The sequence below is a fragment of the Microcoleus anatoxicus genome, from assembly GCF_042465725.1.
In the GTDB taxonomy this organism is placed as follows: Bacteria; Cyanobacteriota; Cyanobacteriia; order Cyanobacteriales; family Microcoleaceae; genus Microcoleus; species Microcoleus anatoxicus.
The window spans coordinates 1,022,260-1,044,573 of record NZ_CP120853.1 but is presented as its reverse complement, the minus strand read 5'-3'; the positions used below and the strand labels follow the sequence as shown (position 1 = coordinate 1,044,573).

The following is a 22,314-nucleotide window of genomic DNA, read 5'->3' as shown; positions in this document are numbered from 1 at the left end:
ACGACTCAAACCTTTATTCAGGGACCATGAGTAATATATTTAACCAAATTCGATCGGTAACAACCCCATTGAGTAAGTTTTATAAACCTTCGGTAACATTTGCGAGGTCTGTACTAATAGCTAGCGCAGCCGTAACGTTGTCTTTAATTGGGGCTAGACAGCTTGGAATACTCGAATCAGTAGAGTTAGCGGCTTACGACCAAATGGTGAGGTGGCGTCCTGACGAAAGTCCAGACTCGCGCTTGCTAATTGTCGGAATTACCGAATCAGACATTCAGAGGCTTAAACAGTGGCCCATATCCGATCGCAAAATAACTGAAATCTTACAAAAACTAGACAAACTACAGCCACGAGTCATCGGTTTAGATGTCCTGCGAGATGTACCCCAAGGAGAGGGGCGGGACGAGTTAACTAAATTTTTGCGCAGAAGCGATCGCACGATCGGGGTTTGTTTAGTCACCGATGGTACTGTCGATAGTCCCGGTACTCCGCCTCCCCCCGGAATACCAAAAGAGCGGATTGGATTTGCAGATTTTGGAGTAGATCCCGGTGGCATAGTCCGCAGGGCTTTATTATTTATGAAACCCCCGGCTATAGAGACTAACTATCCTACCGAAAAACACCTTTGTAACGACAATTCCCAAGTTTTATTTTCCTTTAACCTCCAGCTAGCATTGCGCTACCTGCAACCGCAAAAAATTTACCCAAGACTCGCGAAAGACCAATCTTTATGGCTTGGTAAAAAGCAGTTTAAAAAATTGGAACTAAATGACGGAGAATATAAAAATGTAGATCTCCGAGGATATCAAATATTAATTAACTATAGGTCGAGAAGTAAAGTAGCAAACCAAGTCAAATTAACAGATGTCTTGGAAGGTAAAATTAACCAGAACTTGGTGAAAGATAAAATAGTTCTCATCGGTTACACCACAGAAACTGTTAAAGACTTTTTTTATACTCCTTACAGTGCGGGAAAAGACAAAAACCAATTCATGCCGGGGATAGTTACTCACGCACAAGTCGTTAGCCAAATTTTGAGTGCGGTTTTAGACGATCGACCTTTATTTTGGTTTTGGCCCGAATGGGTAGAAATCCTCTGGATTTCGGGATGGTCCATTGTGGGAGGAACCTTGGCTTGGCGGATAACTCACCCTACGCGCTTGATACTCACCTTTGTGGCAATGCTGGGAGTATGTTGCATCACCAGCTTGGGGATTTTTTGGTTAGGAGGGTGGGTGCCGATGGCAACACCGGCCTTAGCTTTAGTTGTCACTGGTGGCAGTATTGTATTAGCCGACAGATTTAATAAATCCGGTTACGGGAAAGCAATTACCGATCGCGTCAAACAAGTTTTCAAAATTGAAATAGACCAAGCCCAAAAAGATGAGCAAGTAGCAGAAATTACGCAATCGCAGTTCTTTAAAGAATTGCAGCAAAAAAAAGATCGACTTAGAGGGAGCAAAAAAGAACTCTCTGCTCAAGCTCCTTCTGCATCCGCAGAAATACCCAAAATAATTCCTGTTTCGGCGACACCTCAAAACGCTGAAAGTCAGCCCCAGGATTACTTAGCTCAGTTAAAGCAAAAAGCTCAAAAACACAAGCAGCGCGGGGTACTGAGTGAAGCTGAACAGGCATCCCAAACCCCTGTGCCTGTTGAGGAAAAACTGCTTGACGGGGCGATGGAAACTCCAACCGATGGGGACTTGAGCGATTTGTCAGCTCAGGCATCCCAAACCCCTGTGACTCTTGAGGAAAAACTACTTGACGGGGCGATGGAAACTCCAACCGATGGGGAGTTGAGCGATTTGCAAGCCAAAGCCCGACAAATGCGACAGCGCAAATCCGCAAAAAACAGGCTCAAAAATCCAACCAATCAGGAGTAGACATCTCCAGAACAGCCTTGTCAAGAATCCTTGCCGTTCTACCCCAGGGAGTATATGAATGAACTGACGATCGACTGTTAATAGCTTGTCAAAGGGTCGAATGGTAGCGGAGGATGTGGAAGTAGTAATTTGCTTCCTCATCTCACACTCCAAACTAAACCATGTCCAAAACCATCTCTGTCCACTCCTACCGGGGTGGAACTGGCAAATCGAACACGACAGCAAACCTGGCATCTATCATCGCTAGCAAAGGAAATCGGGTGGCTATTGTAGACACCGATATTCAATCCCCTGGGATTCATGTATTGTTCGGTTTCACTGAAAACAATATGGATCGCTGTCTCAATGATTACCTATGGGGTCGATGTCCGATCGCCGATACAGCCTGCAAAGTAACATCCCTATTGCCCCAATTAGCGAATAAGGGCGAACTCTACCTGATTCCTTCGAGCATTAAAGCAGGAGAAATCGCACGAGTTTTGCGCGAAGGCTACGACGTAGGATTGCTGACGGACGGTTTTGAAGAGCTGATCGAGGTTCTGGACTTAGATTACCTATTTATCGACACTCACCCTGGCCTCAACGAAGAAACTCTGCTGAGTATTACAATTTCCGACATCCTGCTGCTGATCCTGCGTCCCGATCAGCAAGACTTTCAAGGAACGGCTGTGACGGTAGATGTGGCCCGACAATTAGAAGTGCCAAAGATCTTGATGACTATCAATAAAGCCCCGGAATCCCTGGACTTTGATGATTTGAAGCAGCAAGTAGAGACTATATACAAGATCCCAGTGGCAGGAGTTCTGCCCCACAGTGACAAAATGATGCTGCTGGCGAGTAAGGGAGTTTTTGCTTTGCATTACCCCAACGATCCCCTAACTGCGGTGGTGGAAGGGATCGCTAGACAAATTATGGCCTGATCCTGGGATGTGCTGCTGTGCGAGGCGATCGACCATTTCCAGTCACGCCCGCTTGGCGAGATGGCCTGCGAGGCGGGGGCGATCGAACTTTCGGTGGCAAAGATTAGCTTGTTTAGTCTGAAGAATGGTGACACAATAAGATAAAAATAGATTATAAAGAATAGCCGGAAAACCTGCTTGACTTGAGTCGAGGGATCGAAGGTAGTTGCAGGATAAATCCTGCCTTGATTTACCGATCGTGCCGAATCATGTTAACCCAGTGTTTTTGCCTAGTCAAATACACCTCTGTCATCATGATTGTGGAATAGGTATCCGGCCTGTTCAAGACTTGCTTTTACGCAGAAGTCCCCTAGGACTTGTCAGTACAAGACATTAAAACCTACCCCCCGACAGGGGGAAAGTTACGACCGAGGAGCTAGTGGCAACACTAGGATAGCAGACCGCCATGTTTGGCAACAGGATTGCGCCCGGAAACCCCAGCAATAGGGATATTAAGGCCGCCCAGTCTTAAGAATCCCGGCGTGAGCTTAACTGGGGAGAGTCAAGAGAATTTGTGAAAAAACTTTAGGAGGAGAAACAATGGATTTTGACTGGCGGATACTAATAGTATTGATGCCCGTTTTGTTGGCTGGCGGCTGGGCCGTATACAACATCGGCGCTATTGCTCTGACACAAGTTCAGAAATTGTTGAACAAGCAAACTTAAACTTAGCTTATTTACAGCTACTTTCCGAGCCGACTGTTTCTTAAGATACAAAAACAGTCGGCTAATTCATGTTTATTTACTGTAAAATCCTTGGGAAAAGTTAGAATCATTTCTCAAAAAACCAATACAGAATTGATGAACTCGGAAAGTGCATCGAGCGGCTGCGATCGCTTAAGGAAAATCAAAGTATTGGTCAAACACACTCCCACCAAAATATGAGACAATCACAAAAGTAATTGCACTGAAAAAAACCCGAAAAACTCCGAAGTTTAACCTGTAGGGAAGATCGGTAAAATTGTCAACGTTGAACTCCTATATCTTCAGATAGATTATGCTTTTTCCCAGATCTAGCGGTATTCTAGTCCACCCCACATCCTTTCCCAGTCGATTCGGCGTAGGCGACATGGGAATAGAAGCCTATCGCTTTATTGACTTTTTAGTAGAAAGCGACCAGCAATACTGGCAAATATTGCCACTAGGTCCGACAGGATACGGCAATTCTCCTTATTCCTGCTATTCAGCAATGGCAGGAAATCCGATGCTGATCAGCCCGGAAATATTGCGAGACGAGCAATTGGTAACTGATGAAGACTTGGCTAATTGGCCCGAATTTCCCCTCGATTATGTAGAGTTCGAGCGCGCAGTGGCGCTGAAATTGCCGTTGCTCAAAAAAGCCTCCGAAAATTTTAAGGCGAAAGCATCGCCGGTGCAGCAAAGAGAATTTTCGGCTTTTTGTGAAAGCAAAGCGATATGGCTGGAAGATTATGCCTTGTTTATGGCTCTCAAAGAATCCTTTGGTGGTGTTAGCTGGAACAATTGGGAATCAGATATTGCTCATCGAAAACCCGATGCGCTAGACAAGTGGCGGCAGCAGCTAAATTCTGAGATTTATTACTACAAATACGTCCAGTTTGAGTTTTTTCGCCAGTGGACGGAGTTGAAACGTTATGCTAACCTGCGGGACATTAAAATTATTGGTGACATTCCAATTTATGTAGCTCACGATAGCGCAGATGTATGGTCTCATCCCGAAACATTCTGCTTGGATGAACCCACGGGAGAACCAGCTTTAATGGCGGGAGTTCCCCCTGATTACTTCAGCAGTACAGGTCAATTGTGGGGCAACCCTGTCTACAATTGGGAGGAGTTGCAAGCAAATAATTTCCAGTGGTGGGTGCAGCGTTTTGAAGCGATTTTTGATTATGTAGACGTGACTCGAATAGACCATTTTAGAGGATTTGAGGCATACTGGGCTGTTAAGCGCGGCAAAAAAAATGCGATCGAGGGAGAGTGGATTCAAGCACCTGGAACAGCTTTGTTTGAGGTAATTAACGAGAAGTTTGGCAACCTGCCAATTATCGCTGAGGATTTAGGGTTAATTACTCCTGAAGTGGAAGCTTTGCGCGATCGATTTGAGTTTCCGGGAATGAAGATTTTGCAGTTTGCTTTTAACTCAGGTCCCCACGAACCTTTTTTGCCTTTTAACTACGAACGTAACTGTGTAGTCTACACCGGGACTCACGACAACGATACGACTGTCGGATGGTTCAATCAACTGCAACACCACGAAAGAGAAGACGTTTATCGTTATTTGGGCTGCCTCGATCCCCAAGGGATTCATTGGTCTTTAATCCGCATGGCTTGGTGTTCGATTGCTAATTTGGCAGTTGTTCCGTTTCAAGACTTGTTGGGTTTGGGTGCAGATGCCAGGATGAATTTTCCAGGGAAAGCAGAGGGAAATTGGGGGTGGCGATATCGGGCAGAAGCTTTGAATTGGGAAGTGCGCGATCGGCTCAAAACCATGACTTACATCTGCGGGCGTTCCCCTAAGAGAAATTAAAAATGGGTAATTTGTTATTTGTTATTTGTTATTTGTTATGAGAAAAACTCTTAACTACTAACAAGTAACAACTAACTATTACCCATTACAAATTACCAATTATCCTTCTTTTTTGGCTTTTTCTGAAGGCTTGAGTTCGTCAGCTTTGAAAACAACTTGTTTGACAACTCCAGGGTCTCCAAGTTGCTCGGCTTGTCCGTTATTAAAGGCAATTAGTACCCCGCCGGCGTTGCCAGCTATCACCACTAATTTGTCTTTAGCTTGCCAAGTGCGCTGAGTCCCAGAAGGCAGAGTTCCCTCAAACTCGGTTTTGCCGTCGATTTCAATTTGCAACCAGGATTCTTCCTTGAAAGTGACGCTAACCATTACTGGTTTATCGCCAGATTTCTTTAAATTTCCCTCTTTTGTTCCCGCTTGTAGAGTTGTGTAAGTATCCACTTTCTGCTTTTTGGCGACGCGATCGGAATCGGCTGCTAAACGGGCTTGTTGTTCTTGAAGAGCGAGTTGTTCTTTGACCAGCTCGTTTTTTTCTGTTAAGGAACCACCCATCAATTGAGACAAGCTATTGACAGAAAAGATAATTAGAAATGTGTAAAACAGGTACAAGTGCATCGGCCGCAACTGAGGCCATTTTTGCCAGGATAACTTGGATACCGATTGAGGTGCTGGTTCGATCGGGAAAAAGTCGGCAAACTCAGCCCCATCCAAACCCATGACCTCGGCGTACCGCTTGATCAAACCTTGAGTGTAGACTGGTTCGGGAAGTCGATCGAGTTGACCATCCTCGATCGCCTGTAGCAGATCCCGCCGAATCATCGTCACCACAGCTACTTTGTCCAAGCAAATCGACTCTTTTTCCCGGAACTGGCGGAGTTTTGCGCCAATTTCTGCTAGCTTTTGGGCGCGTTCTGCCTCTTGGGAAGGCAGCTTTTTTTTAGGGGTTTTGAAAAGTAAAAAAAATAAATTCTTTGTCATAGGCTGTGCTTCCTGATGTTGACTGGCACATTGGTTGAGGTTAGGTTGACTAGACTCCATAAAAAAATAATTTCAGAATTTGTAAGAGGTCGGTAGCAGCCTACTGGCAATATTGGCTCCGAAGGTGGCTGCAACTGAATGGAGCCAATAGCTGTGCGGTGCAGGCCCAGCACGGGATATCCTAACAGCTCGGCGGTTCGCCGAATTTGTCGATTTCTCCCTTCTGATAAAATAACCGACAACATGGTTTGGTCGCGAGTGCGATCGAGGACTTCTACTTGAGCTGGCATAGTCTTTCTGCCGGCCAACACGATCCCCTGACGCCACGCTTGCAGTACCGGTTCGGGAGGATGTCCCTGCACCCAAACCTGATAAGTTTTGGATATCGAATGACGCGGATGAGTCAAACAAAATGTCAGCTTACCATCATTAGTCAGTAGCAGTGCGCCCGTAGAATCTGCATCTAAGCGTCCTACCGGGTGGATGCCTTGACCTGAACGTAGTTTGGGAGGTAGCAAGTCCAGAACTTTCGATCGCGCCCTGGGGTCGCTGCAAGTCGAAACTACCCCAGGGGGTTTATGAAGTAACAGATAGACTGATGCTGGTCGTTCTGTCGCCTTGACCGGCACTCCATCGACTTCGATCTGATCGATATCTGGATTAGCTTTTTGTCCTAAATTCACGACCTGACCATTGACTCGCACTCGTCCAGCGATCATCATTTGTTCAGCTTGACGGCGAGAGGCGATGCCCCACTGGGCGAGGATTTTTTGTAGCCTTTCATCTGACATGACGGGAGTTTGGAAACGCCCAACTCAAGAGTTGGGGAAGGAAATACGAGAGGTTGAATTGATTAACCGTGTCTCATCAACACTGGTGTGACTTTGGATTTAAAAGTTGGTGAATCTTTCTCTTCCAATACCCCTAGATTTCTTGGGGGTTTACGGACTCCTAGGCCGACAGCTTCGTAAAGTTGTTGCTTGGATGGCAGTCCAGCTAAATCTTGACACGATTTAGACAAACTATATACAAGTGTTACTTTACAGGAAGAGTTTTATTTGGGATGCTTTCGATACATTTAGCCCCGACCAATTAGGCAATCGGTGTCTCTGGTATGTGTTAGGCGCTAGCTGACTGTGTGAATCTGACATCGTAAATCGGAAATTTTGTAAACTTCATTTCCTGATTTTGAACAAATTATACTGTTGGCGAAACCGTACAAAGCTTGGCACATCAGCAGATTGTCCCTATGCAATAACCCTGAAGATTGTATGAAAACTCTAGGTTTTCACTCTCGATCGCAATTCCTGCACCTTCGCTCGACTGCTGGTTACAAAGGTGTGGGTTTAGACCAGACAATTATAAACTAACACTAAAACAAATACTAGCTTTATAGTTAAATTTGCGGTAGTCTGAGCTTCCATACATGAGAACGCTGGCAACCAGGGAGCTAGGGGGGACAATTTTCCCTACTGTCGGCGATGGAGAGCCTCAGCCAGAATCCCCGCACCTCAAGCAGCCCGGATGGTGTAATTTTTGTGTTTGAATATGAAAGTTCATATTCTGAAATCTTTTATGACAGTCGATCGCAATTCTTGGGAATTTGACAATGGATCTGGCCCTACTGGCGAACTGGGAAGTGCTAATCTCGGTCATCCGCAGGGTTCGGGGATACCATCGAGGAGTCAAGGTAGCCGGATCGCGAGTGCAGTGCTGTCTCCGGCGGTGCAGTTGTGGCTGCGATCGCAAGTTCAGCAGGTGTCAGAGTTGAGCGTGAAAATTGAGGGGAGCGATCGACAACTCTTCAGTGGTGCGATCCCCAAAGTAACGGCAACAGCTCGCGGTGCTGTCTATCAGGGACTGCATCTAACCTCCGTCGCCCTAGAGGGTGCTGGCATCCGCGTTAACCTCGGTCAAGTTATCAAAGGTCAACCACTCCGCCTTGTAGAATCCTTTCCCGTATTCGGCGTTTTACGGCTAATTCAAGCCGATCTAAATGCGTCGCTGAAAGCACCTTTGCTTGCGGACGCTTTGAGCGATTTTTTGCGGCCAATACTGCCACTGGGCGATCGGGAACAGCCTCTGAGATTACAAAATTCGCAAATAGTAATTAATGCAGGTTTGTTGACGCTTTCTGCTGTTATTTTGCGACAGGAAGGTACGCAAATTCCCTTTGTATTGCGGACTGGTTTGAGGATGGTTAGCGGTCACGAATTGATGTTAGAAAATCCAGCAATCGAATTTTCACAATCATCTACTAATCATATTTTAGAGAGTTTTAAAATTGATTTCGGACCAGAAGTTGAAATTGAGGAGTTAGTTTTGAATACCGGGGAAATAGTTTGTAGGGGTGGAATTAGAGTTTTGCCTTAGTTAGCTAACAGTTGGCTGTATCTAAGGTTATTGGCTATTGGGAGTTGAATGCCCTAAAGATTATTGAACCACGAGGCTACTGTTCAACTTATTATTTTCAAAAGCATTTAGGGCTCTCTCGGATGTTTGCTGTAAAATGTAGCAAATCATACTAAACTTCTGAATAAGGAAAGCTGAAACCCTAGATTTTGCTAGATCATAATCATTACTTATCACCATAATTACGAGATAGCCAAATAGAGAAAGGATATAGATCTGGGTTGTTGTTATGTTTATCTCTTTGCTGAGACTAATCTAGATTGTTCACATCTTCATGTTTGTTTCCTTCTCTCAATTTACGACCCAAATATTTAGCTCCTCTACGACCGAGAAACTTAGCTCCTGCTGATAAAATGGTTTGGTCTTGTTCCTGAGAATTGTTTGGGTTTTTGATATCTTGTTTGTCTCTCCCAAAACTAGCAATAAATTCAAAAGCTGGTATCAAGCCTACTAGCAATATTAGCACCACCAAAACTATCGGTATCAGCAATAATCCCAGCAATATTACAGCACCCTTACCCTTCAGACTAACCAAGATGATGGTGATAATGTTCTCCCACCAAGAACAGCCCCAGCGTCCACAAAATTCTGCCAAAATTAGTTGCATTAGATTTTAACTCCTTAAACTGTATGTTCCTAACTTTTTTGTTCCAACCGCGCTTTGTGCTTTCCTCAAGAGAAGAGCCGATCGTACTTGGGTAGAAATAGCGATCGCCCTGGTAAATTTAGCTAAGTGTCAATCAATTTGGCTAAAGAAGGTGGTGCTGGGGGAGACTGAGAGGACCGGGGAATATAGGGAGGTTTAGGACGACAAGCTTCTATAATTTCGTTCCTAAACTGGTTAATTTTATCATTTTTTGTGCAAAACAGAATGAGATTATTTCTACTCGTGTAAATGGCAATATAACGCTGTTTTACCACAAAAGCTAACACAATGAATATAATACCAATGAAGAAGAAACCGAGGGTTAAAATTCCGAGTCCGAGCAGCCACCAAGTACAGCCTTCCCCAATTTCAACTGCTTTAACATTTTGAATGGGAATGACAATTTCTTTGATTTCTAAGCCAAAAAATGAAGTAAAATTTCCTTGTAAGGTATCCCCAACAATTTTAAGAGTTCCTGTTCCACTGGTTCGGACGGGAACTGCACCGACTAATTGACCGGGAATACCAGTGATTTGCGTAACAGATTTAGACTTCATTTTCTTGGATTATAGTTGTAAGAAGAATGACATGGCTCGTGCTGTATTTATTTTAGATGTTGCTTAGTACAGCCTCATTTTCAAATCTCATAGACAAGGTAATTGGCATCAACAATTAGGCAATTATGTAAAAGTATGCTCGACCTTCTTTACTTAAACTTGCTTGACCTAATGCTACAAGTACCACTAATACTTCCTGAGCGTAGAAGTCAAGTTGATGACCATAGGTAAAGGGGAGATTAAAGTTTTTAGCGACGGGATTGAAAACGGTAGAAGCATCTTTTGGTGTAACTTTACGACCCTTAAGTTTATTGTATAGATACTCCACAGCTTTGTCAGGAATGTCGTAAGAGTAAGTTACTTGTTCTCTATTTTGATTGATTTGCTCTACTCGGTAAGAATCCTGTTGGTAGTAGACTCGGTGAGAGTTACGCAGTTCGACTTGTCCGATAAACTTAATCAATGGTTCCTCCTGGTTTAGTTGAGCGATCGCACTTTTATAATTTCGTTTTGTAGCGGTAAGGTGGGCAATGCCCACCTACAGATAGAGCTTGTGCGTAAATCTTGTTCGTATTTAGAAAGAGATGGTTTACGAAGCCTAATTCTACCTATCTATTAACTGCTCAACTCTTCGTCAAGTCTGCGTTTCATTTCCCCAGAGAGAGGTAAATTGCGAATTTCTCCGCACAGACGCGATCTGGATTCTCCGTTTTGAAGGCGCTGTCTGTAAATCCCAATTAGCACTGCTTCAAGACCATACTTAGACAATGTTTCTGTAGCTAAACCGATGATTCCCAGCAGTGCAATTCCGCCTAACATACCTGCTGGACCACCCACAGCGGCGAGTGGGACACCTAACAATGCTAAAGCTGCTGTAATTGCAGCCCCACCTGTTAAGCCTGTAGTTGCCATTACAATTAGCAGAATGATTGCGGGTAATCCCAATGCAGCAGCTTTTCTAACCAATTTATCCATTTTACGAGACCTCACTTTTTCAATTAAAATGTCCATTCATGCTCTGGATCGTCAAGGGCTGCTCTGACAGATGTCAAATTAGCAAGGTCTTTGAACGGACTAGAATTAGCTATTTCGGTAATTGAAGTCATGGCTAAAGCTAACTGGTTATTATCACCGATCGCTATTGCCTCATCTACCTTTTCAAACAGAAATTTAAAGTTCTTAGCACGTTCATCAAACGAGCCTTCAAGATAGTTAATTAAAGCATCGCGTTTTGCTTGAATGTCGGCAATCGTTGCTTTTTCCCAAGCTTCGATGCCACGCCGTTTAGTCTGCTCTTGCTCTGCAACTATTTTGTATTCGGTGTAAGCTTCAACAACATCGCGGAAGCACTCAGCCGTGGCGCCGGGATTAAAGATTTCTACAGGAAATTTTTTAGCTATCATTTCTATTTGCCTGGTTAAGTAGTAAGGTGGGAAATGCCCACCTTACAAATAGATTTTATGCGTAAGTCTTGAGACTACTTCGATCGCGATTTCTATTTCCCTGGTAAAATCCGATATTTCTCCAAAACCTTCACAGTGCCGAGGTTAAGCTTACCGTCACTGTTTAAAACAGGGGTTTTCAACATTTCTACAAGTCCCTTCATCAGAAGTCCTACCTGTTGGAACTTCTGGGCATCTCTCTTGGGATTAAAAGGCTGAGATTCCAGTTGACTCAAAGCTTCAACAGCACGAGTGTTCATAGATCCAAACACTCCTCTCAATTCAGTAATCCGCTGTCTTACCTGTTTAGCAAAGTCCTTAGCAAGTTTCATGTCTGCGATCGCCTTGTTGACTTGAGCTTCATGCTCTCGCGCCTTTGTCATCGCTTTCTCGCCTTCACTAGCAGCAAAAAAGCCACCGATCGCCAAAGCTGGTAAAAGGGCGATACCGCCTAATACAGCAGCACCCACAGCCATACCGCCGCCACCAGCCGCGACCGCTCCACCGCCAAACCATGCTAAGGTTGCATTCCAAGCAGCCGCTCCACTGAGAGTTGAGATAGCGGTTCCCGTGCTGGCTGCTCCTAGTGAAGTAACAGCACCAATAGCACCGCCGTAACCTGCTGCGGCTGCTCCAGCAGATTTAACGCCAGCCATAAAATATTGTTCTGCTCCTACCGCCGCAGCTTTGTACTCCTTCATCTGCTGAACTGAAAAATCCATCCCTTCTAAAAGCCGCTTTTCACTTTCTGAAGCCTTCCGACCACTATTTTCAAGGAAGGTAACAAAGCGCTTAATTGTGCTTCTTATGACATTCAGTTGAAGTTGGCCATACTCTTCTGCCAATTTGTTTGTGGCTGCTTCTTCTCTTTTCAAATCTTCAACCGCACGCTCGAATCGCTCTTGAGCTACCTTGGCGAGTTCATTAGCTTTTTGACCTGGATAGAATGAAACCATAAAGTACCTCCGATTTATGGACTTTGACTAAAACGATTCCTAGATTCAGTGAGAAGCGATCGCAAGTTTAAACTTCCAACTATTAACCAGGGGAAAGTCAAAAAATTATGCAGACCCGCACGGGAAAGTTTGCCATCTGCCAGAGTATCTGGCCCTCAACCGCCCCGATCGACCGCTAGCTCATTTACCTGAGAATTAGCCTAGCAGGTTTTCCAGCAACGGTCAAGTATATGAGTCAAGTAAATCTCAGTAAAAAGAGAAAATTGCCCAGAGGCATGGGTCGCTTAGGCACTTCAGCATTCTGATACAGCGAAGTCTAACACCCTCAAACGCTTGATAGTTCAAAGCTTCGCCCCACCTATATCCCATCTTTGATGCCAACCCAGGAGTGAGCTAGCAGGTTTGTCATTGACGAGAGTCTAGCTATTCTGCTCTGCTCTCCCTGTCGTAAGATAGATGTCTCATATTTCTCAGTAAAATGAGATAAACGCGGATACAATGGGAGAGTAAGCCGGAGTGTTTTCTGCGGGGGGCCCGATCGCCCTCCTAATGCAGGGTCTCGCTTCCCCACGGCGCGAGGAGGGCGATCGCAAACCTCCTGTTCTACCAGCAAAACTTTATATAAAACGATGTTTTGTAGTAATCTAAGACAATGATTCCCCAAAACTTTTTAAGAAATCTAGCCACGAATTTGGGTATTTCCGACAACGAATTTGAGGCACTCTCCAAAGCCATCCAAGGTGAACCGATGGATGCGATCGCACAAGAACTAGGAGTCAGCAAAGAAGCGCTTCAGAAAAGACTGGGAGAGGTTTACAAAAAATTTCAGATTATGGGTAGAGGGCCCGGAAAGCTGGCTAGATTACAACAAATCCTCATTTCACAGTATCAACAGCAGATTGCTAATTTTAGTAATGCTACAGCCAGCGATGGGATTTCTGTTAAAAATGACACGGTAAAGTCTGCTGTCAGTGCTGACACTAACCCGCCCATCAGCGAAGTTATTCCCTCACAGACAGCGGCGAAAACACACCCCCGGATCGATTGGGGTGAAGCGCCTGATGTCCCTATTTTCTACGATCGCAGTGCTGAACTTGCCACTTTAAAGCAATGGATAGTCAACGATGGTTGTCGATTAGTTACACTACTGGGAATGGGAGGAATTGGCAAAACTGCATTGGCCCTCACCACACTACAACAAATTCAGGGTGAGTTTGATTATTGCATTTGGCGATCGCTCAAAGAACGCCCGCCCCTGTCAAATATCTTATTCGATTTAATTCAATCCTTGTCTCCCCAGCCAGAAACCCACTTACCAGAGAATACGGAAAAGAGAATCTCTTTATTGCTCAAATACCTGCGTTCCTCACGGTGTTTGTTAGTATTCGATGAACTCGATCGCATCCTCCTTCAGGGCGATCGCTATCAACCAGGATACGAAAATTATGCAGACTTATTCCAACGAATAGTAACATCACGCCATCAAAGTTGCTTGCTACTCACCAGTTGGCATCAACCCCAAGAACTTACTTCCCTCGTAGCACAAACTTCACATATAAAAGTATTACAACTAAATGGGTTAGACGAGCAAAGCGCCAAAAAAATTATCTATTCAGCCAAAAGGTTTTCTAGCAGTACCGAAAACAAGTCATTTTCAGAAATGAGCCAATTATACGATGGCAATCCCTTACTTTTAAAGATTGTCACCGCTAACTTTGCTGATTTATTTTCAGGGAATCTCACCCAATTTATCCAGCAGACTACCTTAGTTGTCCAGCAGATTCTGCGAAATTATTTGCAGAAAACCAGCGCCGATTTATCAGATACAGAAATTTACCTTCTCTGTTGCTTGTCCTTAAAAAATCAACCAGTCAGCACCAATGATTTGGAATCTAATCTCGCCGTTGCTGGAGAAATATCTGACTTGCAATCGGTTTTAGAATCGCTCATCAAACAAGCATTTTTAGTGAAAATTATTGAAGCCGGAGCAGATACTTTTACCCTGAATCCAGAAATAAAAAAACACATAATTCATCAATTGATTGCCAAATATCTCAATCAACTGGGTCATAAAAAGTATTTATCAGGAGAGTTTCAAACTGCCAAAGCTTACTTAACCCAAGCCATCAGATTTAATCCTGACTTAGCCGCATCTCACTATAACTTAGGAGCTACTTACGAACAGTTGCAAGATTTATCTGCGGCACGAATTCACTATCAAATCGCCGCCGGATTTAACAACCGAGGGGCTTATGCAGCTATTAGTAATTTAGCACGTTTGGAAATTATATCGGGAAATGTGCAGACAGCAATTAACCCGATCTTGCCGATTTTAGAGAAAGTCAAAGACGATCTGGTTCTAGCGGCTTTGCACAAAAACCTGGGGTGGGCTTACTTCCTGCAAAATCGCTATAACGATGCTGAGTTACAGCTTTTAAAATCGATCGAACTCAATCATCTTCACCCACCGACTTATTATATTTTGGCACAAGTGAAAGATGCTCAAGGCAAGATCCAAGAAGCATTAGTTGATTATGATAATTTTTTGAAGTGCGATCGCGGCGATCGGAAACCTCAAGGAACTCATTGGAGACTGCCGGAATTAGATATTTGGAAAATTACAGCACGCCAGCGCTTGAATTATCCCCATAATTCGCAGTTACCCCCTCTATGATTCGGCGGTTGAAACCGCTACTACACAAACGAAGTCCGCCTCCGCGGACTAAGAAATAAACGGGGTTTTTAACCCGGATTTGGTATAAATCCTAAGATTTAGAGATGACTAGCGAAGGTTAGGTGGAACAATAGGATCGTCATCTTCATCCTCACCTTTTTTGGTTTGAGGCTGAAAAATCTCTCCTAGCGAGGGATAGGATATGAGTTGATAAAATGCTGTCATTGCTCGTTTCTCCGTTAAGGTGAATCAGAAATTTTGGGAGAAGCGAGTTGGCCAACTGCGCTTTTCTATTAACCAGGGCCAAGTCGAAAAATTATGCAGGTTTTTGGGGGGAAATGAAAAAATTTTTGGTGAGAAAGCCGGTTTCTCAGCAAAATAGTGCGTTCCAGCCCGCCGAAATGGTAAAAAACCCGCTTTCTTGCCAGACGCACGGGTGGTCAGAAACCAATACGGTTCAGATAAGACCGATCCCCCCTAGCCCCCCTTAAAAAGGGGGGAACAAGAAGTTGCTCAAAGTCCCCCTTCTTAAGGGGGATTTAGGGGGATCTCCGGGGAATTAACAGTGTTAACCCAAGCGTATTGGGTCAGAAACCGGGTTTTTCACGAACAGTCCAGGAATGCTTGAGTTACCGCAAGCCGGAACAGGTGAAAGCGGCCCAGTAGGAGGGGTGAGAGAAGGGAAGAGGTTTCTCGATCGCATCTTTGAATTGGTTCTTGGTGCTCCGAAGACGTTCTGCTACCTTTGTGTGTTGCTTGTATTGGTCATACCAGTTGATATAAGTTTCACTTCCTTTGACTTCGCGATCGCGAGACTCTTTAGCTGCTTTTTTTGCTTTTTCGGCGGCCCTAAATTTACTCTCAAGTAATGGTATTAGCTGCTGCTGGTATTCACTGAGTGCTTGACCGCTAAGCGATCGCAACTTTTCTTGGGCTTGTTGCAGAGAGACAATGCGACTTTTTCCTTGCTGTCGGTATTGGTGGTAAAAAATAGAAAATAGTGCGGTTGCTAAATCGTCAACAGCCCAAAGAGTAGCGATAACACTTCTCGCACCAGCACACAAGAATCCAGTGGAAAGAGTCAGAACATCATCTGTTATTTCAGTTAAACCAAGATTTGTTTCACAACAAGAAAGGAAAACATCCTCCAAATTGGGGAACCTCCAAGCCGGAGTTAAGAGTTGCCCCAGGGTAATCGATCCATCACCTAAAAATAGCTTTGATTCTAAAGGATTATCAAAGCGAGATTGGGCATGATGACTGGAATGAAGACCGGAAACTTGCTCTACCAAGCGCCGATAATTACTAACAGTTGCTTGAGAGCGACCGCGCAGCCGTCGTTCTTCAGGAATGCTATATATTTGAGCGAGTTGAGAACATTCAAAACTCACACAAGGTAGGTCTTCTGTCGCATCTTCCACCGTTCCGTACCTCAGTTTAACTTTGGTTTGAGGGCGTTTATGACAAAATTCTAAAACTTGGCAACTGGGAGCATAGCGTAGGAGAAATCTATCTCCGAGGTATTGGTCATTATCAATAGGTAAAGCGCTAAATGGAATTGAATGTAGGTAAAGATGAGGTACGATAATCAGTTCTTCAATACCGCTGAGGTGGTGTTCAATTAGTTGTTTCAGATCGAGAGAATTTGCTAATTGAGATAGAGTCGATCGCAGAGAGTTTTGCCATTCCGCTTTATTCTGCACGTAGGGAAGTAACCAGCGCTCGAAAATCCAGGCTTGCAACCCTTTGTCTTGCTCTAAACAAGTATGACAAGTAATTCGATCGCGTTTGATGACAAAGATGTGAGTATTTTGGTAAGTTGTGTAAAAACTCAGGATGGCTGTTGTTTGATGCTCGATCAATTGCTGAATATGAGCTAAATTAGGGGCTGCGACTTTCATTTCTCCGGCCAATACGGGATCTAAGCGCCTGAGTTGTTCCCAAACTTGTTGTTTCTGAGCTTCTAATTGAGCGATCGATTCATTAATAGCAGCCAGAGCAGCACGGGAACGAGTGCTAATTTTCACATTTTTGAATTCTTGGTCAATCTTAGATAGCTGAGGAGAGCGGTAGGAATCTATTTGTTGTTGCAAACTGTCATACTGCTGCAAATAAGTTTGAATTTCAGGAGAAATTGATTCAGTTGAGTAAATGTCATTGCTTGCCATTAAATCTACGAGGCGTTGGGAGCGCGATCGCTCTACATATTCAATGGCTTTATCTAACTGTTTATTGTTGACGCAAGCCTGTATTATGTTAGCGTATACCCGAAAAGACGATTCTAAAATTTCCTGCCGCCGCTGTTCGCTACTGATCCAAGAACGGCTAGTTTCTACTGCTTCAATAGCTTGACTATAAGCTTCAATAGCTTTCTCCCACTTTTCAGTTGTAAAAGCAATATTGCCGAGGCTTCTTCCTACTCGCAAACAATCGCGGGGAAAGGCTGCGGGAGTGTAAATTTCCAAAGCTAATTTAAAATGAGCGATCGCTTTTTCAGTTTCTCCTAGCTTGTCATATTTCTCTGCCTTAATTCGTTGACTGTAAGCAGCACCTAAATTGTTGTGAATACCGGCCCATAGCTGAGGAGACTCCTGTTTGGTTAGAACTTGTAGAGATGCTTCATAGTAAGTAATTGCCGACTCTAAGTTGCGATCGCGTTCGCCCCGAATTCTACGATCGTAAGCAGCCCCTAAATTCACTTGAGTATTTGCCCACTTATAGGGGAAAGCTTCGCGGGTATTTACTTGTAAAGTAGATTGTAAGATAGCAATCGATCGTTCTATATTGTCTGCGGGTTCTCCCTGACTTCGCTCTTGATAGGCGATCGCTAAGTTGCTAGATGCTTTCGCCCACTGTTCGGGAAATGGCTCATAAGTAAAGATTTGCAGTGCTGCTTGATAGCATTGAATTGCTTGCTCTATGTTGTCAGAGACATTGCCGTAAATTCGCTCTTTATAAGCAAGACCCAGGTTATTTTGTATATCGGCGCACTCTAGGGGAAATGCCTCTGGAGAAAAAACCAGCAAGGCAGCTTTATAATACTCGATACACTGCTCGATATTGTCGGCGCGATCGCCCTTAATCCGCTCTAAATAAGTATTTCCCAAATTCATTTGGGTTCCAGCCCAATCTGCGGGTAAATTAATACGAGTGCGGACTTGTAAAGTATTTTGATAAGATTGAATAGCACGCTCTATGTTAAAAGCGCGAGATCCCCGAATTCGGGCTGTGTAAGCAGCAGCTAAATTATTCTGAGCAGCAGCCCAGACGATCGGATTTTCAGGCTGGCTTAAAATTGGTAAGGCTGCTTCGTAACCGGCGATCGCAATTTCTAAATTATTCGCCTTGGAGCCTTGAGGGAATTTTTGAATTGCTTCGGATATTAGAGTAAGAATTGCTGCTAATGTTAAACACTGTTGAAATTCATATTCCTTATAAAACTGATTGACTTTAATTCGCAAATAGAGAGCAAACTCTTCATTTAATAGCTCTATATTTTCTAGAAATAAGGGGTAAAATAGCTTATTATTTCCTTCACTTTTTGCCGCTAGCAGCAGCAATTTCATTAGAAAATCGAAATAAGCTTGTTGTCGCTGTTCATCAATTTTTTTAGCGCTCATCGCCGATCGCCTCTGTTCCAAATTGCCGGCTATCTAGTATTCTCAATTAACCTGTAGGGGCGGGCGATGCCCGCCCCTACAGGAATTATATCTATAGCAATCCTAAATCATTTGCATAATTATTGTAGGGGCAATCCCCCCGCGATCGCCCGATAATCATTTGCATAATTATTGTAGGGGCAATCCCCCCGCGATCGCCTCGTCGATAGATAGGGGGTAGGCACGGGGCATAGGTGTCAACTTAAGCCTGAAAGCCTTGGTATCTCTCGTTCATAGCCAGGTCTAGATCCCCCTAAATCCCCCTTAAGAAGGGGGACTTTGATAAGACTCTTATCCCCCCCTTCTTAAGGGGGGCTAGGGGGGATCTAGATTTAATAGTCAAACAGCAATCTGTGACTAGGTTTGAGCTTAAGTTGACACTAATGGGCACGGGGAGTAGGGGTAGCACTACCCCTACAAATTTATCTGAATCATTTAGGATTGCTATATTAGCTCCAAATCTCTGTTAATTTTTCCAGCAATTCTTCAGCTAGTTCTAATAATTCAATTTCCCGATCGCCCTCATCAACATTTTCCCTCAATTCCCGATCGCTCCCTGCATAAATTCCTTCACCAGTAAAAACATCTTTAACAGCATAGGCTCTTTCATCTTCCGGTTCGTTGCCATAAATCTGTTCCAGTTGGGCAATAATCTCGGCTATCGATCGAGTGTTGAGTACATCTCTCACTTGCACTGCTACTGGATCGGCACTCAGCAAGAAACTATTGGCCAACTCCAGTCGCTCTAAATAATCTACGAAATCATCGAGGGTTTGAAGATTAGCGATTTGTATTTCTAAAGCCTCTACTGATGGTACAAATCCTAACAGTTTGGCTGAGTTTAATTGCTCCTCAAACTGAACGGCTACATAGCCAATGCGCTCTTCTGTTGCTTCTAGGGGAATGGCGATCGCACTTTCCCCGAACCACAGAGGACGGCACTCCAATTTACCGATTCCTGGGAGTACCAAATCGGCGACATCCCATCGAGCACAAATTATAGGCTGCCAGCTATCCCCTTGCTCTAGCTGGGGCTCGTAGGCTTGCCACTTCAAGTAACTGTAAACGGCATAAACAGCTAATGTATTGAGGTAAACTCGCTTAGCCACTTCCCGCTTGGTTGATGCGGGAGCGAGTTGCAGGGTTTCTGTTGCTAATTGCTTCGCCAGACGGTGAGCTTCGGTACCGAGGGGAACTGTCAATCGGGGGGCTTCTGTGCTGTTCATTGTTCAAACCTCTCTTTTGTATCCTAGCTCTAGAGCGATCGCCTGGAGTAAGGGGCGACAGTTCCTTTCCCAATGAGATTTTAGAGTTTGATAGTTGATATTATGTTCTCTGGCGATCGCGCTAAACTTATCTGGCGGGTTTTTTAACAGCACTCTGGAACTGAGTAACTGACAGTTACAATTTGGATAGGTTTGAGGATGGCAATTCCGCAGTTTTTCATCAATATCTTCCTCAACGTACTGTTCCAATTTTAGACCAACCTGTTGTTGTTGTTCTAGTTCTATTTGTTCGATATAAGCATCAAGTCCGCTGCGCGTGGGAATGTCAAAATTTGTTGTTGCTAGAAGTTCCAGCAGGGAAGTTTCGGTTTGACTGTCTGTAATAGGTGCGTCTAAACTGCGATCGCCCTTTGCTTGTGAGTATAAATCTTTAATTCGCCAGTAGAGGTAACTGTTGACCCATTGCAGCAAGCGCTTTTGAATCAAAGGTCGATCGCGATCGAAGCCTTGACATAGTTGTCGGTTTATCCATTCAAAGGTACGATTCAAAGCATCTAAGTAGTCTGGGTGAGACGATTTACCTAATCCCGGTAGTTGTTGAATTTCAACTAGCAGCAGATTCATCGCCTTTCGCCTTTTCGGGCTTTTCAAGGGGTGCTGGCACGCCTGTGCAATCAGTCGGTACAGTTGTTCATCCATAGATACAGAAACTAAAAAAGCAGGACTTAATATCTTGCACCAGTGGCGGGGGTAGGCACGGGGCATAGGTGTCAACTTAACGTCAAACCCCTTCAGAGACTACTGTTTGACGATTAAGGCCAGATCCCCCCTAACCCCCCTTAAGAAGGGGGGGACAGGAGTCCGGTCAAAGTCCCCCTTCTTAAGGGGGATTTAGGGGGATCTAGACTCAGGTAAAAACCAGATTTCTCAGGGCTTTCAGGCTTAAGTTGACACCAATGGGCACGGGGGCACTACCCCTACAAAATCCTGGTTTTTTGGAGAATGAAACAGCCCTGCCTACAGGATGGGTGACAATGATGCCGTCAGGTGAATTTTACCCCACCTACGGGGTGTTCGCTAATTCTAATTCCTCTTCCGATTCATCCCGGACTCTGAAGTACCAAAAAAGATTAGCAACAGCCAAATCTGATGCTTTCTCCAAATTCGACAATACTAAACTTTTATGACCTGCTATTTCCCCTTGCTTAATGATATAATCTTCATACTCTGGACGCTGCTGCGGTTCGAGCATTAATTCCAGTTGAGCGCGCAGCGCATAAAAATGAGACTTCGGCCTCAAATTTTCATAAAATAACTGTTCATCGGGTATCGCTAAAGCTGTCGCGGCTGAGTTTTTCTCCACCTTAACAGCCGAGTCAGATTTACTTAAATCAGCACTTTGTAACTGTTTTAATTCACTTGGCGGCAAAGCTTTCATCCAGTCAATCTGATTTTGCCAAGTCTCTAATACAACTAAATCGCGATCGTGAATGCACGTGATTTCAGGAAACAGAAAATCTAGCTCGTCGTCAGAGTCGCAGCATTGTATAATACCGAGGCCGTCTTGACGGATTTGTTGTTGAAGCTGAGAGATCCGATCGCCCGCAGCACCAAACTCATTTTGCACCTGATAAGTCGCGATAATACTTTGTTCGATCGTCCAACTGCACTCTAACCGGCGCAACTGTCCCGCCGCACAAGTTTCTGACAACAACTGCGGGTTTCTGTAATCGGCTAAAGCTTCAAACAACATCCCCCGCGCCGCATCAATTTCAGCGTTGCGGCGGTTGATATCTTTCAGTTGCAAAGCCGATCGCATTCGTTGAATTGCTTGATTAAATAACCCGTAAGCCCGCACTAAAACTAAACGATGATTCTCAAATTTTAGATCGGCAACCACTTCGGCAATTAATTGCTTAATTTGGGCGCCTTGGCCTTTCACAAGTTGTTCTAAATTGATGAAACCATTTTCTACTTTAACTTCCAGCCTCTCTACCGCTTTTTTTAGTTTCAATGTCTGGTGCAAATTCACCGCAGACAAAGCTACCCCAGCCGCAACTCCCACACCAATGACGGCTGTTGTCGCTTGCAGCACCCCCAAACTGTTTTGGACGGCTTGAAAGCCCATGTGATTTTGGCACATCTGCAAGCCGCCCATTGCAAGCTGTACGGGAGACACTAAGGGGGAGAGAGGGCTATTGTTGACAACCGCGCCAACGGCCTGGGCGGCAAACTGTCCCGTCGCTGCATCTCTCGCTATGCCGATCGGCACTCCAGCCGATGTAAACACTTGTGTGTACTTGCCAGCCTCGATCGCAGCCTGTACCGCCGGGGGAAATACAAAGTTCATCATCAATTTTTACCGTGGTAGCAACCAACAGAATAACTAATATATTATGATAGCTTAAATAAAAAAAAA

The 22,314-nt window shown here is 44.4% G+C and carries 18 protein-coding genes; 6 read left to right on the top strand and 12 right to left on the bottom strand.

Annotated features, from left to right (window positions below; all coding sequences use genetic code 11):
- The first annotated feature begins 26 nt into the window (after positions 1-26).
- The 4 genes from P2A85_RS04440 (at position 27) to malQ (ending at position 5,348) form a co-directional block, all read left to right on the top strand.
- A complete protein-coding gene (locus tag P2A85_RS04440) occupies positions 27-1,883 on the top strand; it encodes a CHASE2 domain-containing protein (RefSeq protein WP_377477781.1) in 1,857 nt (618 codons plus the stop codon).
- 161 nt (positions 1,884-2,044) lie between these two features.
- Complete coding sequence (locus tag P2A85_RS04435; RefSeq protein ID WP_371115113.1) at positions 2,045-2,803, top strand: MinD/ParA family protein; 759 nt, start codon at positions 2,045-2,047, stop codon at positions 2,801-2,803.
- A gap of 579 nt (positions 2,804-3,382) precedes the next feature.
- Positions 3,383-3,508, top strand: coding sequence for a photosystem II protein Y (locus P2A85_RS04430; protein WP_340517559.1), 126 nt, complete (start codon positions 3,383-3,385; stop codon positions 3,506-3,508).
- Positions 3,509-3,839: 331 nt separating this feature from the next.
- Complete coding sequence (malQ, locus tag P2A85_RS04425; protein ID WP_377477780.1) at positions 3,840-5,348, top strand: 4-alpha-glucanotransferase; 1,509 nt, start codon at positions 3,840-3,842, stop codon at positions 5,346-5,348.
- Positions 5,349-5,447: 99 nt separating this feature from the next.
- Here malQ and P2A85_RS04420 read toward each other — a convergent pair whose 3' ends face one another.
- Positions 5,448-6,323, bottom strand: coding sequence for a helix-turn-helix domain-containing protein (locus tag P2A85_RS04420; RefSeq protein WP_377477779.1), 876 nt, complete (start codon positions 6,321-6,323; stop codon positions 5,448-5,450).
- A complete protein-coding gene (locus tag P2A85_RS04415) occupies positions 6,320-7,114 on the bottom strand; it encodes a pseudouridine synthase (protein WP_377477778.1) in 795 nt (264 codons plus the stop codon). The genes P2A85_RS04420 and P2A85_RS04415 overlap by 4 nt, the downstream gene beginning before the upstream one ends.
- A gap of 757 nt (positions 7,115-7,871) precedes the next feature.
- Here P2A85_RS04415 and P2A85_RS04410 point away from each other — a divergent pair.
- Complete coding sequence (locus P2A85_RS04410; RefSeq protein WP_377477777.1) at positions 7,872-8,696, top strand: DUF2993 domain-containing protein; 825 nt, start codon at positions 7,872-7,874, stop codon at positions 8,694-8,696.
- 289 nt (positions 8,697-8,985) lie between these two features.
- Here P2A85_RS04410 and P2A85_RS04405 read toward each other — a convergent pair whose 3' ends face one another.
- The 6 genes from P2A85_RS04405 to P2A85_RS04380 all read right to left on the bottom strand — a co-directional run bounded on the left by P2A85_RS04405 (position 8,986) and on the right by P2A85_RS04380 (position 12,336).
- Positions 8,986-9,342, bottom strand: a complete 357-nt coding sequence (locus P2A85_RS04405) for a hypothetical protein (RefSeq protein ID WP_377477776.1) — start codon at positions 9,340-9,342, stop codon at positions 8,986-8,988.
- A 122-nt stretch (positions 9,343-9,464) separates the two neighbouring features.
- Positions 9,465-9,938, bottom strand: coding sequence for a hypothetical protein (locus P2A85_RS04400; RefSeq protein WP_377477775.1), 474 nt, complete (start codon positions 9,936-9,938; stop codon positions 9,465-9,467).
- A 115-nt stretch (positions 9,939-10,053) separates the two neighbouring features.
- Entirely contained in the window at positions 10,054-10,476 is a 423-nt protein-coding gene (locus P2A85_RS04395; protein ID WP_377477774.1) for a hypothetical protein, read from the bottom strand.
- Positions 10,477-10,553: 77 nt separating this feature from the next.
- Positions 10,554-10,913, bottom strand: coding sequence for a hypothetical protein (locus P2A85_RS04390; protein WP_377477773.1), 360 nt, complete (start codon positions 10,911-10,913; stop codon positions 10,554-10,556).
- A gap of 23 nt (positions 10,914-10,936) precedes the next feature.
- The gene (locus P2A85_RS04385) at positions 10,937-11,341 is read right to left on the bottom strand and encodes a hypothetical protein (RefSeq protein ID WP_377477772.1); all 405 of its coding nucleotides are present in this window, start codon (positions 11,339-11,341) and stop codon (positions 10,937-10,939) included.
- A 92-nt stretch (positions 11,342-11,433) separates the two neighbouring features.
- On the bottom strand, positions 11,434-12,336 hold the full coding sequence (locus tag P2A85_RS04380; RefSeq protein ID WP_377477771.1) for a hypothetical protein: 903 nt from the start codon (positions 12,334-12,336) through the stop codon (positions 11,434-11,436).
- Between the two features lie 652 nt (positions 12,337-12,988).
- Between P2A85_RS04380 and P2A85_RS04375 the strand changes: the two genes are divergently transcribed.
- Positions 12,989-15,010, top strand: coding sequence for an NB-ARC domain-containing protein (locus P2A85_RS04375; RefSeq protein ID WP_377477770.1), 2,022 nt, complete (start codon positions 12,989-12,991; stop codon positions 15,008-15,010).
- A gap of 629 nt (positions 15,011-15,639) precedes the next feature.
- Here P2A85_RS04375 and P2A85_RS04370 read toward each other — a convergent pair.
- The 4 genes from P2A85_RS04370 to P2A85_RS04355 form a co-directional block, all read right to left on the bottom strand.
- Positions 15,640-18,630: a CHAT domain-containing protein gene (locus P2A85_RS04370; protein ID WP_377477769.1), complete on the bottom strand. Its 2,991-nt coding sequence runs from the start codon at positions 18,628-18,630 to the stop codon at positions 15,640-15,642.
- Between the two features lie 488 nt (positions 18,631-19,118).
- The gene (locus P2A85_RS04365) at positions 19,119-19,895 is read right to left on the bottom strand and encodes a DUF1822 family protein (protein WP_377477768.1); all 777 of its coding nucleotides are present in this window, start codon (positions 19,893-19,895) and stop codon (positions 19,119-19,121) included.
- A 3-nt stretch (positions 19,896-19,898) separates the two neighbouring features.
- Positions 19,899-20,660 carry a hypothetical protein gene (locus P2A85_RS04360; RefSeq protein ID WP_377477767.1) on the bottom strand — a complete coding sequence of 254 codons (762 nt, stop codon included), beginning with the start codon at positions 20,658-20,660 and terminating at the stop codon, positions 19,899-19,901.
- Positions 20,661-20,958: 298 nt separating this feature from the next.
- Positions 20,959-22,248 (bottom strand): hypothetical protein, encoded by a 1,290-nt coding sequence (locus P2A85_RS04355; protein ID WP_377477766.1) that lies wholly within the window; start codon positions 22,246-22,248, stop codon positions 20,959-20,961.
- Positions 22,249-22,314: the final 66 nt, after the last annotated feature.

What these genes read in the sequence shown, in the direction of transcription:
- malQ (WP_377477780.1), top strand. Translation starts at nt 3,840, where the DNA reads ATGCTTTTTCCCAGATCTAGCGGTATTCTAGTCCACCCCACATCCTTT.
- P2A85_RS04415 (WP_377477778.1), bottom strand. Translation starts at nt 7,114, where the DNA reads ATGTCAGATGAAAGGCTACAAAAAATCCTCGCCCAGTGGGGCATCGCC.
- P2A85_RS04380 (WP_377477771.1), bottom strand. Translation starts at nt 12,336, where the DNA reads ATGGTTTCATTCTATCCAGGTCAAAAAGCTAATGAACTCGCCAAGGTA.
- P2A85_RS04435 (WP_371115113.1), top strand. Translation starts at nt 2,045, where the DNA reads ATGTCCAAAACCATCTCTGTCCACTCCTACCGGGGTGGAACTGGCAAA.
- P2A85_RS04385 (WP_377477772.1), bottom strand. Translation starts at nt 11,341, where the DNA reads ATGATAGCTAAAAAATTTCCTGTAGAAATCTTTAATCCCGGCGCCACG.
- P2A85_RS04405 (WP_377477776.1), bottom strand. Translation starts at nt 9,342, where the DNA reads ATGCAACTAATTTTGGCAGAATTTTGTGGACGCTGGGGCTGTTCTTGG.
- P2A85_RS04375 (WP_377477770.1), top strand. Translation starts at nt 12,989, where the DNA reads ATGATTCCCCAAAACTTTTTAAGAAATCTAGCCACGAATTTGGGTATT.
- P2A85_RS04390 (WP_377477773.1), bottom strand. Translation starts at nt 10,913, where the DNA reads ATGGATAAATTGGTTAGAAAAGCTGCTGCATTGGGATTACCCGCAATC.
- P2A85_RS04400 (WP_377477775.1), bottom strand. Translation starts at nt 9,938, where the DNA reads ATGAAGTCTAAATCTGTTACGCAAATCACTGGTATTCCCGGTCAATTA.
- P2A85_RS04410 (WP_377477777.1), top strand. Translation starts at nt 7,872, where the DNA reads ATGAAAGTTCATATTCTGAAATCTTTTATGACAGTCGATCGCAATTCT.
- P2A85_RS04420 (WP_377477779.1), bottom strand. Translation starts at nt 6,323, where the DNA reads ATGACAAAGAATTTATTTTTTTTACTTTTCAAAACCCCTAAAAAAAAG.
- P2A85_RS04360 (WP_377477767.1), bottom strand. Translation starts at nt 20,660, where the DNA reads ATGCCCCGTGCCTACCCCCGCCACTGGTGCAAGATATTAAGTCCTGCT.
- P2A85_RS04370 (WP_377477769.1), bottom strand. Translation starts at nt 18,630, where the DNA reads ATGAGCGCTAAAAAAATTGATGAACAGCGACAACAAGCTTATTTCGAT.
- P2A85_RS04430 (WP_340517559.1), top strand. Translation starts at nt 3,383, where the DNA reads ATGGATTTTGACTGGCGGATACTAATAGTATTGATGCCCGTTTTGTTG.
- P2A85_RS04355 (WP_377477766.1), bottom strand. Translation starts at nt 22,248, where the DNA reads ATGATGAACTTTGTATTTCCCCCGGCGGTACAGGCTGCGATCGAGGCT.
- P2A85_RS04365 (WP_377477768.1), bottom strand. Translation starts at nt 19,895, where the DNA reads ATGAACAGCACAGAAGCCCCCCGATTGACAGTTCCCCTCGGTACCGAA.
- P2A85_RS04440 (WP_377477781.1), top strand. Translation starts at nt 27, where the DNA reads ATGAGTAATATATTTAACCAAATTCGATCGGTAACAACCCCATTGAGT.